Source organism: Pseudomonas fluorescens HK44, assembly GCF_000217955.3.
GTDB classification, from domain to species: Bacteria; Pseudomonadota; Gammaproteobacteria; order Pseudomonadales; family Pseudomonadaceae; genus Aquipseudomonas; species Aquipseudomonas fluorescens_AQ.
Genome location: NZ_AFOY02000015.1, coordinates 1449421 through 1463710, shown reverse-complemented (window position 1 = coordinate 1463710; position 14290 = coordinate 1449421). Strand labels below are relative to the sequence as shown.

Below are 14290 nucleotides of genomic sequence, written 5' to 3'. Positions count from 1 at the left end.
TCACCCTGAAAAATCAGGCTAAAACACAAACCGCCCATCAAACACCGGCTTGTCATCCAGCGCCAACACGCCGCTGGCGAAGATCAGGTCCAGGCGCATGGTGTCGATTTTTTCAATTAAAAACAAAAAGCCAACTCGACCTTATCTCTAGGAATGGGACTACCGTCAATTTGCGCTCAGCTTACAAAAAGATCTGTGGTGGAAAAAATACGTTACGCCACGTAAAGGAGGTTTTACGAAAAGCCGCGTTCTGCACCATGGATTCGGGTTGACATGAGGACTGTAAGGAAATGCTTCCGGTTGGCGCTCGACCGTGCGGTTTACAGGGCTCTGGTCGGCTTGTTTCAAGACGGTTTCAGCGGTGAGATGCGCCCATGCCTGTCGTGCAGGTGCATAACAAGAAGGAGGCGCAATGAACGCCGTGAGTCATTTTTATCTCTCTTCGGGGGGCGATTTTTCCATCGCACCCGTCAACGACCCGCAAAGGTCTGAGCCTTTTTTTGCAGCCGCCCGAGCCACTCGAGGCGGACACAGGCAATCCCGGCAAACGACGCGCTGATTCGGCGGTGTCTGGCAGCAGGGGGTTACAGGTGTACAATGCGCCGCGTTTTAACTGTGACCTCCCTGCGTAACTGCACAAAACTCAAGGCTATCCGCCTTGTTAACTCCGCCGCGCCACAAGCGTGTCGGGTTCGATTTCGTCACAGATAAAAACAAACAGGTGACGCATGACCGGTAAAAAAATGCTGAACTCCTGGTGCCTGCGCTGGGGTTTGATCCGCGCTGCTTGATCCTGATCAGAGCGGCAACGTCTTAACGAACATTATCAAACCTTGCGTGAGACCCTTTTAATGAGTGGACAAAACTCGCATTCAGGTACGCTTCAACGCGGCCTGAAAAATCGCCATATTCAACTGATCGCCCTCGGCGGCGCGATCGGTACCGGATTGTTCCTGGGCTCTGCCGGTGTGCTGAAATCGGCCGGCCCGTCGATGATCCTCGGTTACGCAATCTGTGGCTTCATCGCTTTCATGATCATGCGCCAACTGGGCGAAATGATTGTTGAAGAGCCGGTGGCCGGCTCGTTCAGCCACTTTGCGCACAAGTACTGGGGTGGTTTCGCCGGCTTCCTGTCGGGCTGGAACTGCTGGATTCTGTACATCCTGGTGGGCATGTCGGAGCTGACGGCGGTCGGCAAATACGTGCACTACTGGTGGCCGGATGTTCCGACCTGGGCCTCGGCAGCGGTGTTCTTCGTGATGATCAACGCGATCAACCTGGCTAACGTCAAAGTCTTTGGCGAAGCAGAGTTCTGGTTCGCGATCATCAAGGTCGTGGCGATTGTCGGCATGATTGCCCTGGGCAGCTACCTGCTGGTCAGCGGCCATGGCGGCCCGCAAGCCTCGGTGACCAACCTGTGGGAACACGGAGGGTTCTTCCCGAACGGCGTCAGTGGTCTGGTGATGGCCATGGCGATCATCATGTTCTCCTTCGGCGGCCTGGAAATGCTCGGTTTCACCGCAGCAGAAGCCGACAAGCCGAAAACCGTGATTCCGAAAGCCATCAATCAGGTGATCTACCGGATCCTGATTTTCTACATCGGCGCACTGGTGGTTCTGCTGTCGCTGACTCCGTGGGACAGCTTGCTGGCAAGCCTGAACGCGTCCGGCGATGCCTATAGCGGCAGCCCGTTCGTTCAGGTGTTCTCGATGCTGGGCAGCAACACCGCGGCGCACATCCTCAACTTCGTGGTGCTGACGGCGGCATTGTCGGTGTACAACAGCGGCACCTACTGCAACAGCCGCATGTTGCTGGGCATGGCTGAACAGGGCGACGCCCCGAAAGGTCTGGCGAAGATCGACAAGCGCGGCGTGCCGGTGCGTTCGATCCTGGCCTCGGCCGCGGTAACCTTCGTCGCCGTGGTGATGAACTACCTGATGCCGCAGCATGCGCTGGAACTGCTGATGTCGCTGGTGGTTGCAACGCTGGTGATCAACTGGGCGATGATCAGCTTCTCGCACTTCAAGTTTCGTCAGCACATGAACCGTACCCGGCAAACCCCGCTGTTCAAGGCGCTGTGGTACCCGTACGGCAACTATATCTGCCTGGCGTTCGTGGTCTTCATCCTGTGCATCATGCTGATGATCCCGGGTATCCAGGTCTCGGTGTACGCGATTCCGGTGTGGGTCGTGTTCATGTGGGTCTGCTACAACATCAAGAACAAGCGCAGTGCTCAGCACGCGTTGAATGCTGCGGCTTCTGCAGTGAAGTAACGCAGAAAACAGAAACGACAAACCCGGCCATGTGCCGGGTTTGTTGTTTTCAGGGTTCATACAAAAACCTGTGGGAGCGAGCCTGCTCGCCATGACGACGGCACATGCAACATCAATGTGACTGGCAAACCGCTATCGTCGGATCGCCGCCCGGAGCCGGCTCGCTGCCACAATGGCCTGTAATCTCCTTCAGGCTATTCGGGTATCCTGATGCACCCCTAATGCGGACACGCTTTTCCATGCTGGTGATTTCCAACAACGTGCATCTGCCGGATGCCGAGATCGAATTGACCGCCATTCGCGCGCAAGGCGCGGGTGGGCAGAACGTCAACAAGGTCTCCAGCGCGGTGCACCTGCGCTTTGATATTCCAGCGTCATCCTTGCCAGAGTTCTACAAGGAACGCTTGCTGGCGCTGCGTGACAGTCGGATCACCAGCGACGGCGTGATCATCATCAAGGCCCAGCAATACCGCACTCAGGAAGCCAACCGCGCCGATGCGTTGGCGCGTCTGACCGAGTTGATCCTCAGCGCCACCAAGGTTGAAAAAAAGCGTCGTCCGACCAAGCCGACCCTGGGCTCGAAGAAGCGTCGGCTGGAGTCAAAAACCAAGCGCGGCTCGATCAAGGCCGGGCGTGGTAAAGTCGACTTCTAGCGCGCTTCGCGTTCCTCACGATACTTTGGTGACTGTCGGTACAGATAGAAGCTGAGCATCAAGCCGCTCAAGGCGGCGAGGGCGGCGAACAGGAAGATCGAGGCAAAGCCGAATCCGGCCGCGATGGCGCCCGCCAGCGGCCCGGTGATCCCCAGTGACAAGTCGATGAACAACGAGTAAGCCCCGACTGCTGCACCACGGCTGGAGGCGGGCACCAGATTCACCGCTTCCACACCCAGCGCCGGGAACACCAGCGAGAAGCCGAACCCGCTCAACGCCGCGCCCGCCAGTGCCCAGTGTGCGTCCGGGGCCATCCACAACAACAGCAGGCCGAGGGTTTCGACCGACAGGCAGGCAATCGCCACGCGAAAGCCACCGAGGCGATTGATCAGGTTGCCGAACAGCAGACGCGCGCCAATGAAACAGGCGCCGAACAGGCTCAGGCAGAGGACGGCGTTGTCCCAGTGTCGGGTGGCGTAATACAGGGTGATGAAAGTGGCGATGGTGCCGAAGCCGATCGAGCCCAGCGCCAGCCCACAGCCGTGGGGTAGCACCCGACCCAGGACATGCATGAACGGCAGGCGTTCACCGGCAACGATCGGCGCCGCGGTTTTCGGCCAGGCCAACAGCAGCCCCAGCGCTGCCAGCAACAGAATGCTCACGCCCATGCTCCAAAGCCCCAAGTGATGCACCAGCAGCACGCCGAGCGGCGCGCCGACAGCCAGTGCGCCGTAACTGGCGATGCCGTTCCAGGAGATGACCTTGGCGGTATTCGCTGCGCCGACCCGGCCGATGCCCCAACCAATCGATCCTGAACCGACCAGGCTTTCGGCGCTGCCCAGTACCAGTCTGCCGATCAGCAAGCTGATCAGGCTCAAGGTCGGCAAACTCTGCGTCCAGGCCGACAGCAGCATGAACACGCCGCTCAAGCCGCACCCAGCCAGGCCGATCATTACCGCGCGTTTGCTGCCCTGGTTGTCGATGATCCTTCCTGCGTACGGGCGGCTGAGCAGGGTGGCGAGGTATTGCACACTGATCACCAAGCCCGCAATCACCGCGCCAAAACCCAGGTCGCTGTGTACATAACCCGGCAAAACGGCCAAGGGGATGCCGATATTCAGATAGCCGATGAAGGTAAACAGGACGATGGAAACGACTTGCAGCGTGACCGCCATGGGGCGCTGAGGATCTGGCATGGGAATGGGTCCACGGGACAGCAGGATAGATAGGCTGCTTATGATACCGATGGTTGGATGCGCGGAGGGGAGAAATTGGCGCCAGGTGTCGGCCGTTGTGTTGCCTGGCCGGTATCAGGATTTGGCGGGTGCGACCAGTTGCGTGGTCACCAGTGCGGCGAGGGCGTTTTCCTGGCTGCCGAAGCGGGTCAGGAGCAGGGCTTGTTTCTCGGGTGTCAGGCGGTTCCAGACATCGATCATCTTTTCGGCAGTGCCGATCAGTACGCTGGCCTGGCTTTCGGTGAAGGTGTCGCTCATGTACGGGTCCTTGGTTCAGGCTGTGTGGAAAGCGCATGAATTAGCGCTTTCCACACGGTCTGGGTAGTGCTTTTTCAGTCTTCGCTGTCGGCCTTGCGGCTGCCAGTGGCTTCTTTCGGCTCGGGCTGATGGGCACCGGCTTGTTGCGGGGTTGTCTGCGCAGTTTCGTGCAGGCTTGGGAAGGGGAGATTAGGAATCTCGTGCATGTTGGTTGCTCCTCGCAAGGTCTGTTTTTAAATCGCTGTGTAGATCCGCGCTTTTAAAAAGCCTGGGCAGGATACAGCAGGGGAGATGACAGAGAGACTTTTATCTCCCTTTGTTGCGACGGATGGCCGCATGCGGTACTCGTGCTTTGAAGCAATTGTGGCGAGGGAGCTTGCTCCCGCTGGGCTGCGGAGCAGCCCCAAAAGTCAGGCAATGAGTTCGTTCAGTTAAAACTCGAATGCAGGCTTTGCGACCACTGCGTGCTCGAGCGGGAGCAAGCTCCCTCGCCACAAGGGGCCTGCCAGGAATTTACTTGCAGACGTCAGCGATAGCTTGCGCCAGCAAATCCAGGCGTGTGGCATCGATCCCGGCGACGTTGGCGCGACCGGAGCTGACCATGTACACGCTGTGGTGGTCGCGCAGGTTTTTCACCTGGGCCGGCGTTAAACCGGTGTAGGAAAACATCCCGCGTTGCACGCCGATATGCGCGAAGCGTTCACCCAAGCCGTGCGGCTCCAATGCGTCCACCAGGCCCGAGCGCAACTGCGCGATGCGCAAACGCATGGCTTCCACTTCATCGGCCCACAACTGCTTCAGCTCCGGGTCGCCGAGGATGGTAGCCACCACGGCCGCGCCGTGATCCGGTGGTGTCGACCACAGGTTGCGGGCGATGTTGGCCAATTGGCTGCGGATATCCACCAGCTTTTCGGCATCCTTCGCGCAGACGATCAACGCGCCGGTGCGGTCGCGGTACAGGCCGAAGTTTTTCGAGCAGGAACTGGTGATCAGCAGCTCAGGCAGTTCAGCGGCAAACAACCGCACGGCCCAGGCGTCTTGTTCCAGGCCATCGCCAAAACCCTGATAAGCGAAGTCGATCAGCGGCAGCAGTTCGCGGCTGCGAACCACCTCCAGCACGCGACGCCAGTCATCGTGAGACAGGTCGAAACCGGTCGGGTTGTGGCAGCAGGCGTGCAGCAGTACCACATCGCCCTTGGGAATCAGGTTCAGGGTCGCCAGCATGGCTTCGACGTCGAGGCGATTGTCGCTGCCCACGTACGGGTAGTGGCTGACCTTGAGGCCGGCGGTGGCGTAGATGGTTTCGTGAATCGGCCACGTCGGGTTGCTCAGCCAGATACCACGGCCCGGCAGGCATTGCGCGATGAAGTCGGCGCTCAAGCGCAAGGCGCCGGTGCCGCCCGGGGTTTGGGTTGCGCCGGCTCGCTGCTCGGCGATCAGCGCAGAATCGGCGCCGAGCACCAGCTCATTGATCACTTTGCCAAATGCCGCGTCACCGTGACCGCCGATGTAGGTCTTGGTGGTCTGACGATCGACCAGGCGCAGTTCGGCGAGTTTCACCGACTGCGGAATCGGGGTCAGGCCCTGGGCATCCTTGTAGACGCCCACGCCAAGGTCGAACTTGCACGGATTGCTGTCCTGCGCATAGGCCTCCATCAGGCCGAGAATCGGGTCGCCGGGTACTCGGCCGATGGCGTCGAAATGCATTATTTTCGGCCCTCGGCGTCTTTCGCCACTTCGTCAGTGCGCGCGGCCATGATGAAGTCGTTGCGGTGCAGGCCTTTGATCGAGTGGCTCCACCAGGTCACGGTGACTTTGCCCCACTCGGTGAGCAGGCCTGGGTGGTGACCTTCGGCCTCGGAGATTTCACCCACGGCGTTGGTAAAGGCCAGGGCGAATTTGAAATTCTTGAACAGGAAGACTTTTTCCAGCTGCATCACGCCGTCGCGAACTTCGATGTTCCAGTCAGGGATCTGCTTGATCAGTACCGGCAGTTCTTCGTCGCTGACTTGTGGGGCATCGGCACGGCAGGCTTCGCAATGGGCTTGGTTCAGAGCGTTCATGGTGGGTTCCCAAATCAATTCTTGTTAGACGTTACTATTTTTTGAGGGGCGCCGCGACTGCGGCGCTTTCAGGCTGCCTTGGGTTTAGGCGCAAACTTCGGTGCGTGCAGACCCAGCTGCATGCCTTGGTGGACCATGCCCATGATGTCCTCGTGGGCCAGATCGAACAGGCGCTTGAGGTTTGGCAGGACAAAGTACAGGGGTTGCAGGATGTCGATGCGATACGGCGTGCGCATCGCTTCCAGCGGATCAAAGGCTTGATGCTCCGGTTCGCCGGACAGGCTGTACACGGTTTCTTTCGGCGAGGAGAGGATGCCGCCGCCGTAGATGCGTTTGCCGTCCGGGGTGTCGACCAGGCCAAACTCGATGGTCATCCAGTACAGGCGCGCCAGATAGACGCGTTCTTCCTTGGAAGCCTGTAGGCCGAGTTTGCCGTAAGTGTGGGTGAACTCGGCGAACCACGGGTTGGTCAGCAGCGGACAGTGGCCAAAGATCTCGTGGAAAATGTCCGGCTCTTGCAGGTAATCCAGTTCTTCGCGAGTACGAATAAAGGTCGCGACCGGAAACTGCTTGTTGGCCAGCAATTCAAAGAAGGTCTGGAACGGAATCAGCGCCGGTACCCGGGCGACTTGCCAACCGGTGGTCTCGCCGAGGACTTTGTTGATTTCGTCGAGTTGCGGAATGCGGTCATGGGGCAAGCCGAGTTTTTCGATGCCGTCCATGTATTCCTGGCATGCACGACCCTCGAGCACTTTCAGCTGGCGAGTGATCAGCGTATTCCACACTGCATGTTCTTCAGCGGTGTAGTGGATAAAACCTTGCGCATCGGGCTCGCGAGCCACGTATTGCGTCTGCTTCATGCTGCTCTCCTGCAAAGGGATACATTCTTGTTATGTCGTGTTGCCTATGGACTTAGAGATACGCCTAAGTGTGCGACCTTGCAGCAGGGTTTGAGCGTTGCGGGTAGGAGAATTCCCTGTTTTTCGTAAAGTATTCGTTACGGATGGGCGGCTGTGGCGTAGGTACTGAGATTTTCGGGTTTGAAAAGGCCTTGAGCTGTCACATAATCTTGACGACAAACTTCGCGCCTTGGCAGAAAAATTCTTGCCATGCGCCTCATTTACCACCGTTCGGGCCTTTATATGCGTATCAAAGTCCACTGCCAGAACCGCATCGGTATCCTGCGCGACATTCTCAACTTGCTGGTGGAGTACGGGATCAACGTTGCCCGGGGGGAGGTCGGCGGCGAGCATGGCAATGCGATCTACCTGCATTGCCCGAACCTGATCAACCTTCAGTTTCAGGCACTGCGTCCGAAGTTCGAGGCGATTACCGGTGTGTTCGGCGTCAAGCGCGTTGGGCTGATGCCCAGCGAGCGTCGGCATATGGAGCTGAATGCCTTGCTCGGCGCGCTGGAGTTTCCGGTGCTGTCGATCGACATGGGCGGTTCTATCGTTGCGGCCAACCGCGCCGCCGCGCAATTGCTCGGTGTGCGGGTGGACGAGGTGCCGGGCATTCCCTTGTCGCGGTATGCCGAGGACTTCGATCTGCCGGAGCTGGTACGCGCCAACAAATCGCGGATCAATGGCTTGCGGGTCAAGGTCAAGGGCGATGTGTTCCTGGCCGATATCGCGCCGTTGCAATCGGAGCATGACGACAGCGAGGCCATGGCCGGTGCGGTGCTGACGCTGCACCGGGCGGACCGGGTCGGCGAACGCATCTATAACGTGCGCAAGCAGGAGTTGCGCGGTTTCGACAGCATTTTCCAAAGCTCCAAAGTCATGGCCGCGGTGGTGCGTGAAGCGCGGCGTATGGCGCCACTGGATGCGCCGCTGCTGATCGAAGGCGAGACCGGCACCGGTAAAGAGCTGTTGGCGCGCGCCTGCCACCTGGCCAGCCCACGTGGGCAGTCGCCGTTGATGGCGCTCAATTGCGCCGGGCTGCCGGAATCGATGGCCGAAACCGAGCTGTTCGGTTATGGCCCGGGGGCGTTCGAAGGGGCGCGGGCCGAAGGCAAGCTCGGGCTGCTGGAGCTGACGGCGGGCGGCACGCTGTTTCTCGACGGCGTCGGGGAAATGAGTCCGCGCTTGCAAGTGAAACTGCTGCGGTTTTTGCAAGACGGTTGCTTCCGCCGGGTGGGCAGTGATGAAGAGGTTTACCTGGATGTGCGGGTGATCTGCGCCACTCAGGTCGATCTGTCTGAGCTGTGTGCCCGCGGTGAATTCCGTCAGGATCTTTACCATCGCTTGAATGTGCTTTCACTGCACATCCCGCCGCTGCGCGAATGCCTCGACGGTCTGACGCCGCTGGTCGAGCACTTCCTTGATCAGGCCAGTCGGCAGATCGGTTGTCCGCTACCGAAGCTGGCGCCGGCGGCGATGGAGCGACTCAGTCATTACCACTGGCCGGGCAATGTCCGGCAGTTGGAAAACGTGTTGTTTCAGGCGGTTTCGTTATGTGACGGCGGCACGGTCAAGGCAGAGCATATTCGCCTGCCGGATTACGGCGTGCGCCAGCCTCTGGGGGATTTCTCGCTGGAAGGCGGGCTGGACGAGATTGTCGGGCGCTTCGAAAAGGCGGTGCTGGAGCGGCTGTATTCCGAGTACCCGAGCAGTCGCCTGCTGGGCAAGCGCCTTGGCGTGTCCCACACCACCATTGCCAACAAACTGCGTGAATACGAAGTTGGTAAAGAACCTAGCGCATAACCTGTGGCGGGCGGGCTCTTTGTGGCGAGGGAGCTTGCTCCCGCTCGGGCGCGAAGCGGTCGCAACTTCCGTCGGCTGGTAATGCCTGCTGGAACTTCATTGTTGTTTTTGGGGCTGCTTTGCAGCCCAGCGGGAGCAAGCTCCCTCGCCACGGTGAATGTGTCGCGTGTAAAAGGCCGACACTTGCCGTAAGCGGCATAACCGCGCCGGTTTTTCGTCTTTGACACCATTGCCCATTCCCCTCCAATTCCTCTCAAGTCCTTTGTTTATAGGGCTTCGAATCCCTGCGTGAAAGTTGGTCTGCAAATTGCTTGAGGCTCAGGCAGTACAGCGGTGGGCGGCAAACGTCCGACATGCAGAGGAAAGACTGTGGACAAGTACCTTTATGTGGCAATGACCGGTGCCAGCCAGAACGCACTGGCGCAAAAGGCTCATGCCAACAACCTGGCGAACATCTCCACCAACGGTTTTCAGAAAGACCTGGAGCAGGCGCGGTCGATGCCGGTGTTTGGCGACAGCTTTCCGGCACGAGCGTTTGCCCTGTCCGAACGTCCGGCCACCGACTTCTCTCCTGGCGCAATGATTGAAACCGGTCGCGATCTCGATGTAGCGGTCCAGGGTAATGGCTGGATTGCCGTACAGAATCCGAACGGTGGTGAAAGCTATGTGCGCACCGGCAGCCTGAATGTCGACGCCTTGGGCGTGCTGCGCGCCGGCAACGGTATGCCGGTCATGGGCAACGGTGGTCCGATTGCCGTGCCGCCCGAGCAGAAAATCGAAGTCGGCCAGGACGGCACCATCAGCATTCGGTCAATGGGTGAAGGCCCGCGCGTCATGGCCGTGGTTGACCGCATCAAGCTGGTCAACCCGGACATCAAGAACATGACCAAAGGTCTGGACGGTTCGATCCACACCGCAGACGGCAAGCCGGCACCGGCCGATGCCAACGTGCAGCTGGTGTCGGGCTTCCTTGAGTCGAGCAACGTCAACGCCGTTGAGGAGATGACCTCGGTATTGGCCCTGTCCAAGCAATTCGAGCTGCACGTCAAGATGATGAACACCGCCAAAGACGACGACCAGGCCATGGCTCGGGTCTTGCAGATCAGCTAATTATCAGAACGTCGCGCCGTAAAACAGGCGCACGAGGAGAATTGAATGCTTCCGGCTCTATGGGTTGCCAAAACAGGTCTGTCCGCCCAGGACACCAACCTGACGACTATTTCCAACAACCTGGCGAACGTATCGACCACGGGTTTCAAGCGTGATCGTGCCGAGTTCCAGGACTTGTTGTACCAGATCAAGCGTCAGCCAGGCGCCCAGTCGACCCAGGACAGCGCGCTGCCGTCGGGTCTGCAATTGGGTACCGGTGTGCGCATTGTCGGCACTCAGAAAAACTTCACCGCCGGTAGCCTGCAAACCACCGACCAACCGCTGGACATGGCGGTCGACGGTCGCGGTTTCTTCCAGATCCTGCAGCCGGACGGCACGACCGCCTACACCCGTGACGGTACGTTCCACCTGGACTCCAATGGCCAGATCGTCAACGCCAGCGGCTTTGCCCTGGAACCGGCCATCGTCATTCCGAACAACGCACAGACCTTCACGGTCGGTCGTGACGGCACCGTGTCGATCACCATTCCAGGCGCCGCCGCCGCGCAAGTGATCGGCAACCTGCAAACCGCCGACTTCATCAACCCGGCCGGTCTGCAGGCCATGGGTAACAACCTGTTCCAGGAAACCGCCGCCAGTGGTGCGCCGCAAATCGGTACGCCGGGCCTGAACGGTTTTGGTACCACGCTGCAGAACACCCTGGAAACCTCCAACGTCAGCACCGTTGAAGAGATGGTCAACATGATCACCACTCAACGCGCTTACGAGATGAACTCCAAGGTGATTTCCACCGCCGACCAGATGCTCTCGTTCGTAACGCAGAATCTGTAATCAAGTCTATGAGGCGGCGTGAAGCCGCCTGCAACACCGTGAGGTAGGGTCATGAATCGCTTTGTATCTGTTCTCGCATTGAGTGGGATCGCCGTGCTCGCGGGCTGCGTCGGCCCGACGCCGAAGCCCAATGACCCGTACTACGCGCCCGTGTTGCCTCGTACACCGCTGCCGGCAGCGGCGAACAACGGCTCGATCTATCAGGCCGGTTTCGAGCAGAACCTGTACAGCGACCGCAAGGCGTTCCGGGTCGGTGACATCATCACCATCACCCTGAACGAAAAGACCCAGGCCAGTAAAAACGCCAACTCCCAGGTGGACAAGACCAGCAAGGCCGGAATCGGTCTGACCTCACTGTTCGGTGGCACCCCGGCCGCCAACAGTCCTCTGAGTCTGGGTGCCAATTACAGCGGTGACCGCGCCACCAAGGGCGACAGCAAGGCAGGGCAGGGCAACAGCCTGGTCGGTTCGATCACCGTTACCGTTGCCGACGTGCTGCCCAACGGCATCATTGCCGTGCGTGGCGAGAAGTGGATGACCCTCAATACCGGTGATGAGCTGGTGCGTATTGCCGGTCTGGTCCGGGCGGACGATATCGCTACCGATAACACGGTGCCGTCGACTCGTATCGCTGATGCACGGATCACCTACTCGGGTACCGGTTCGTTTGCCGACGCGAGTCAGCCAGGCTGGTTCGACCGTTTCTTCTTAAGCCCGCTGTTCCCTTTCTAGGTGATGAAACGACTCATGTTTAATTTCAAGCACCTGATGGCGGCCATGTTGTTGCTGTCCACCTCCCTCGGCGTTCAGGCCGAGCGGTTGAAGGACATCGCCAGTATTTCGGGCGTGCGTTCCAACCAGTTGATCGGCTACGGCCTGGTCGTCGGGCTTAACGGCACGGGTGACCAGACCACGCAAACCCCGTTCACCCTGCAGACCTTCAACAACATGCTTTCGCAGTTCGGCATCAAGGTGCCGGCCGGCTCCGGCAACGTGCAGTTGAAGAACGTCGCGGCGGTGTCGGTCAGTGCCGACTTGCCGGCGTTCGCCAAGCCGGGTCAGCAGGTCGACATCACCGTGTCCTCGATCGGTAACTCCAAGAGCCTGCGCGGCGGCACCCTGCTGCTGACGCCGCTCAAGGGGATCGACGGTAACGTCTATGCGATCGCCCAGGGCAACCTGGTGGTCGGTGGTTTTGATGCTGAAGGTCGCGACGGTTCGAAGATCACCGTCAACGTTCCGTCGGCGGGCCGTATTCCGGGTGGTGCTTCGGTCGAGCGTTCGGTGCCGAGCGGTTTCAATCAGGGCAACAGCCTGACCCTGAACCTCAATCGCTCCGACTTCACCACCGCCAAGCGCGTGGTCGACAAGATCAACAACATGCTCGGCCCAGGTGTTGCACAGGCGATTGACGGCGGTTCGATCCGCGTCACCGCGCCGCTCGATCCGAGCCAGCGTGTCGACTACCTGTCGATCCTGGAAAACCTCGAAGTCGATCCGGGGCAGGCGGTGGCCAAGGTCATCATCAATTCGCGGACCGGCACCATCGTGATCGGTCAGAACGTCAAGGTTTCACCGGCCGCCGTGACTCACGGCAGCCTGACCGTGACCATCACCGAAGACCCGATCGTCAGTCAGCCAGGACCTTTGTCCAACGGTCAGACGGCAGTCGTGCCGCGTTCCCGGGTCAATGCTCAACAAGAAGCCAAGCCGATGTTCAAGTTTGGCCCTGGCACCACGCTGGACGAGATTGTCCGTGCGGTGAATCAGGTCGGCGCGGCGCCGGGTGACTTGATGGCGATCCTTGAAGCGTTGAAACAGGCTGGCGCACTGCAAGCCGACCTGATCGTGATTTGATATGGCAAACATGGATCTTCACAAGAGCGGGTTGGTCAGCAGCGGCGATTCGGGTTCGTACTCGGACCTGAACCGGCTTAACCAGCTCAAGGTCGGTGACAAGAACAGCGATGCGAACATGCGCAAGGTGGCGCAGGAGTTCGAGTCGCTGTTCCTCAGCGAGATGCTCAAGTCCATGCGCTCGGCCACCGAGACACTGGGCAAGGACAATCCGCTCAACACGCCTGCGGCCAAGCAGTACCAGGAAATGTACGACCAGCAACTGGCGGTTTCCATGTCCCGCCAGGGTCATGGTATCGGCCTGGCCGACGTGCTGATGCGCCAGATGTCGAAGAACAAACCGCTGGCGCCGGGTGAGGCGGCGGCGATGTCTGCAGCCAAGCAGGAAGCGGCGAAAGCGGCAGTATCAACGCCAGTGGCTGCCGGTACTGTGGGTACCGATGGGCCGTTGTCGCGGCTCAATGGCCAGCGGCCGTTGTGGGCTTCGCGTGCGGTCAACCCGCCGCAACAATCGCTCGATGGTCACCGCAATGACGTGGCGATGCTCAACCAGCGTCGTCTGGCGCTGCCGCCGAAACTTGCGGACCGCTTGCTCGCGGGCCTGGTGCCGTCGGCATCGACGACTGCCGCAACGGCGCTCAACAACATCCAATCGCCTCAAGGCACGAAGACCGGTTCCGGTCCTCTGTTCAATGGCGATTGGCTCGCCTCGCAAGCGGATTCGGGATCAAGCGGGCGGATGCAGATTTATGGTCGTGCCATGGCTCAAATACCGCTGGCACCGGCGAAGAAAGCCTTCGGTTCTGCCGACGAATTCGTCAATACGATGATGCCGATGGCCAAGGAAGCCGCCGACCGCATCGGCGTCGATCCGCGTTATCTGGTGGCCCAGGCGGCCCTGGAAACCGGATGGGGTAAATCGGTCATGCGCGCCCAGGATGGCAGCAGCAGTCACAACCTGTTCGGTATCAAGGCCGGCAGCAGCTGGAAGGGCGATTCGGCGCGGGCGATCACCAGCGAATTCAGGAATGGCGAGATGGTCAAGGAGACGGCCGAGTTCCGTTCCTACGGCTCTTACAAGGACAGCTTCCATGACCTTGTGACATTGCTGCAAACCAATGATCGCTATCAAGATGTTGTGAAGTCGGCCGATAACCCGGAACAGTTTGTACGCGAGTTGCAAAAGGCCGGGTATGCAACCGACCCTGGCTACGCCAGCAAGATTTCGCAGATTGCCAAACAGATGAAGAGTTACCAGAACTACGCTGCGGCGGGCTCTTCCACGACGCCTTTATAGGCATAAGG

Annotated in this window: 14 protein-coding genes; 8 read left to right on the top strand and 6 right to left on the bottom strand. The window is 59.5% G+C overall.

Annotation, left to right across the window (positions count from 1 at the left end; all coding sequences use genetic code 11):
- Window positions 1-851: 851 nt before the first annotated feature.
- Complete coding sequence (locus HK44_RS19500) at window positions 852-2273, top strand: amino acid permease (protein ID WP_019692416.1); 1422 nt, start codon at window positions 852-854, stop codon at window positions 2271-2273.
- Between the two features lie 239 nt (window positions 2274-2512).
- Window positions 2513-2926, top strand: a complete 414-nt coding sequence (gene arfB, locus HK44_RS19495) for an alternative ribosome rescue aminoacyl-tRNA hydrolase ArfB (protein WP_019692415.1) — start codon at window positions 2513-2515, stop codon at window positions 2924-2926.
- On the opposite strand, the gene HK44_RS19490 is transcribed toward arfB, so the two are convergent.
- The 6 genes from HK44_RS19490 to phhA form a co-directional block, all read right to left on the bottom strand.
- Window positions 2923-4122, bottom strand: a complete 1200-nt coding sequence (locus tag HK44_RS19490; protein WP_019692414.1) for an MFS transporter — start codon at window positions 4120-4122, stop codon at window positions 2923-2925. The two genes, arfB and HK44_RS19490, sit on opposite strands and share 4 nt — an antisense overlap.
- 114 nt (window positions 4123-4236) lie before the next feature.
- Window positions 4237-4419: a hypothetical protein gene (locus HK44_RS19485; protein ID WP_019692413.1), complete on the bottom strand. Its 183-nt coding sequence runs from the start codon at window positions 4417-4419 to the stop codon at window positions 4237-4239.
- 74 nt (window positions 4420-4493) lie between these two features.
- Complete coding sequence (locus tag HK44_RS30190) at window positions 4494-4625, bottom strand: hypothetical protein (protein WP_019692412.1); 132 nt, start codon at window positions 4623-4625, stop codon at window positions 4494-4496.
- Window positions 4626-4932: 307 nt separating this feature from the next.
- Window positions 4933-6126: an amino acid aminotransferase gene (locus HK44_RS19480; RefSeq protein WP_019692411.1), complete on the bottom strand. Its 1194-nt coding sequence runs from the start codon at window positions 6124-6126 to the stop codon at window positions 4933-4935.
- Window positions 6126-6482, bottom strand: a complete 357-nt coding sequence (locus tag HK44_RS19475) for a 4a-hydroxytetrahydrobiopterin dehydratase (RefSeq protein WP_019692410.1) — start codon at window positions 6480-6482, stop codon at window positions 6126-6128. The genes HK44_RS19480 and HK44_RS19475 overlap by 1 nt, the downstream gene beginning before the upstream one ends.
- Before the next feature lie 68 nt (window positions 6483-6550).
- The gene (gene phhA / locus HK44_RS19470; protein ID WP_019692409.1) at window positions 6551-7342 is read right to left on the bottom strand and encodes a phenylalanine 4-monooxygenase; all 792 of its coding nucleotides are present in this window, start codon (window positions 7340-7342) and stop codon (window positions 6551-6553) included.
- 282 nt (window positions 7343-7624) lie between these two features.
- On the opposite strand from phhA, the gene HK44_RS19465 reads away from it, so the two are divergent.
- The 6 genes from HK44_RS19465 to flgJ all read left to right on the top strand — a co-directional run bounded on the left by HK44_RS19465 (window position 7625) and on the right by flgJ (window position 14282).
- Window positions 7625-9187: a sigma-54-dependent phenylalanine hydroxylase transcriptional regulator PhhR gene (locus HK44_RS19465; protein WP_024265083.1), complete on the top strand. Its 1563-nt coding sequence runs from the start codon at window positions 7625-7627 to the stop codon at window positions 9185-9187.
- Window positions 9188-9556: 369 nt separating this feature from the next.
- Window positions 9557-10297 (top strand): flagellar basal body rod protein FlgF, encoded by a 741-nt coding sequence (locus tag HK44_RS19460; protein ID WP_019692407.1) that lies wholly within the window; start codon window positions 9557-9559, stop codon window positions 10295-10297.
- A gap of 45 nt (window positions 10298-10342) precedes the next feature.
- Complete coding sequence (gene flgG, locus HK44_RS19455) at window positions 10343-11128, top strand: flagellar basal-body rod protein FlgG (RefSeq protein ID WP_019692406.1); 786 nt, start codon at window positions 10343-10345, stop codon at window positions 11126-11128.
- Window positions 11129-11179: 51 nt separating this feature from the next.
- A complete protein-coding gene (gene flgH / locus HK44_RS19450; protein ID WP_019692405.1) occupies window positions 11180-11860 on the top strand; it encodes a flagellar basal body L-ring protein FlgH in 681 nt (226 codons plus the stop codon).
- A gap of 15 nt (window positions 11861-11875) precedes the next feature.
- A complete protein-coding gene (locus HK44_RS19445) occupies window positions 11876-12985 on the top strand; it encodes a flagellar basal body P-ring protein FlgI (RefSeq protein ID WP_019692404.1) in 1110 nt (369 codons plus the stop codon).
- A 10-nt stretch (window positions 12986-12995) separates the two neighbouring features.
- On the top strand, window positions 12996-14282 hold the full coding sequence (gene flgJ / locus HK44_RS19440; protein WP_019692403.1) for a flagellar assembly peptidoglycan hydrolase FlgJ: 1287 nt from the start codon (window positions 12996-12998) through the stop codon (window positions 14280-14282).
- The last annotated feature ends 8 nt before the right edge of the window (window positions 14283-14290 follow it).